The organism is Pseudoalteromonas sp. SA25, from assembly GCF_011378705.1.
GTDB classification, from domain to species: domain Bacteria; phylum Pseudomonadota; class Gammaproteobacteria; order Enterobacterales; family Alteromonadaceae; genus Pseudoalteromonas; species Pseudoalteromonas arctica.
In genome coordinates, this window is sequence record NZ_WTKV01000054.1 from 1 (window position 1) to 2,041 (window position 2,041).

3 protein-coding genes are annotated in these 2,041 nt (G+C 39.1%); all 3 read right to left on the bottom strand.

Translation table 11 applies throughout. From position 1 onward, the window contains the following. Positions 1 to 935 (bottom strand): transposase (locus GQR45_RS21215; protein WP_165726942.1); only part of this gene is annotated, 935 nt, incomplete at its 3' end. Between the two features lie 98 nt (positions 936 to 1,033). Next, entirely contained in the window at positions 1,034 to 1,534 is a 501-nt protein-coding gene (locus GQR45_RS21220) for an AAA family ATPase (protein WP_165726943.1), read from the bottom strand. A gap of 215 nt (positions 1,535 to 1,749) precedes the next feature. Next, positions 1,750 to 2,041, bottom strand: a 292-nt coding sequence (locus GQR45_RS21225; RefSeq protein WP_240920210.1) for a transposase, incomplete at its 5' end; no start/stop codon positions are given.

Sequence of the window (2,041 nt, forward strand, 5' to 3'; positions counted from 1 at the left end):
CGCTTTCGGTTTAAGTTTTCACAATAACCTTCTTGTGAGGCTGGCCTGCCGACTGCACCATGAAATACACGTGTAAATTGTGTGGTGAGCTTTAACCAGTTTTCTGGGGAGATGTTAACTCTTTCGAGTAAGGGTAAGTGTGTACTTTCAATATAACCACGTTTGTCTTCTCGTATACAGCGCCCTGTTAGCTCAACAAGTTCAAGGTACGATTTAAGCTCAAAAGGCAGCCCTTTTGGCATAATTTGACGTGGCATGCCTGCTAAGCGCAGTAGTTGTTTTGGTTGCTTGCCATCCTTTACATACGTTAAACGCTGTTTGATGCTGGTATGGTCTGACTCTTCTGGGGTGTTAGCCATTTTGGCTCTAATGGGGTTTAAATCGACATACGCCATGCAGGCCGCAAGGGCTGCTTCATCTAATAATGCTTGAGACGTGAATCGTCCCTCCCAAAAACGGCCAGTGCAGTTATCTTCTTTATTTGCTCTGCGAGCAATGTTTTCATTTAACAACCGCATAAACCAACTGATACTTGATAAGCGCTCTCGGTATTGCTTAACCGTTTGATTGAAAAAGATGAGTTCAACTTTACTTAGCTTTTCACCTTGTACATATTTTTGCGTTAGCAATGTGCCTTTACACAGTTTATGCCAGCGAATAATAATCGCTTTATCATTTAGCCTATTCACTTTCTTATCATCAACATACAATACTAAATGGGTATGATTACTCATGACGGCATAAGCACATACATCAATACAAAATATTTTTGCTAATACGAGCAACCTATCTTCAACCCAGCCTCGTCGATGCTCATAAGACTTGCCTGTAAAACGGTCCTCCCCACATAGAAAAGCACGACGCACGCAACGTGAAATACAGTGATAGTACTTTGTATCAACCAAACTTACTTGACGCTTTCTTGCGATTGCCATAAGACACTCTGCTTGTTTTTTGCACTAAATAAAGGCTAGCCTTTAATTTTAAAAAATGCAAAATTTAGGATGGGTGTCAGTTTATTTTCCAGGTGTATTTATACACCAAGCCTTTCAATAAGCTTTAGAATTGATCGTTCAGGTAATTCACCAGCAGTATCAATTGAGACTATTTCCGAATTCCAAGGGTGATACTCTCTTGCATTTACACTTTCCCACGATGGTAAAGCCAAACCTTTTACAGGAGAATCACGACTTTCTACTCTGATTTTATGCTCAATTTTATTAGAACAACTAATTTCTATATTAACGTATTTTGCACCAGAATTAATAGCCGTTTGCTCCCATTCAACTCTAGATTCAGGAACAGAGTTACATGAGTCGCCAACCACATTCAGCCCTTGTATTAAAATATCTGAAGCCAATCTATAAGCTATTTGATAACCTTCAGCATAAACCTTTAAACCACAGATATCCTTTAGGGATTGCTCAATTGTATCAACTCGTAAATACGACGATCCAAGGTGTTTACTTAAAAGCGCAGCTAAAGTGCTTTTACCAGTTCCCGGCAATCCTGAAAATATATAAAGTGTAGCCATACTCGATTTGCACCTAACGAGCCTGTAGATTAACTCGTTTTTTTATTTATTTTTATTGATAAACAAACCATAGCTGAGTTCCTATTTTGGTTCAATCGATTACTGTATTTTATGCAGAACGTAAAGTGGGAATTTGGTATTGTTTTAATTGGCGTTTTGGAAGGGATTAAGGGTGGTTGAGTGGCTTTTATTTAGGGTAAAAGGGCTTACCCTTCTTAATGCATCGTGTTTTGCAGCTTTTCTATATTATGAACAAGACAATACAGTTGCCATTGCGCATTCACTTTCATTTGACCCCGTAAGGTCAATTTATTCATGCCTTTATTCACCGTAATATTCCCGAACACTGGTTCGATACACCCGAGTCGTTTGCTATATTGTCGTCGACCTATGGGGCTGTCTATTTTTACTTTCATCTTATCAACATAGCTCAGCTTTTTGCGCGATTCATTATTTATAAACTGTACTTGTCGCCCCGTTTTAATGGGTGGCTTTCGCATGCATTGC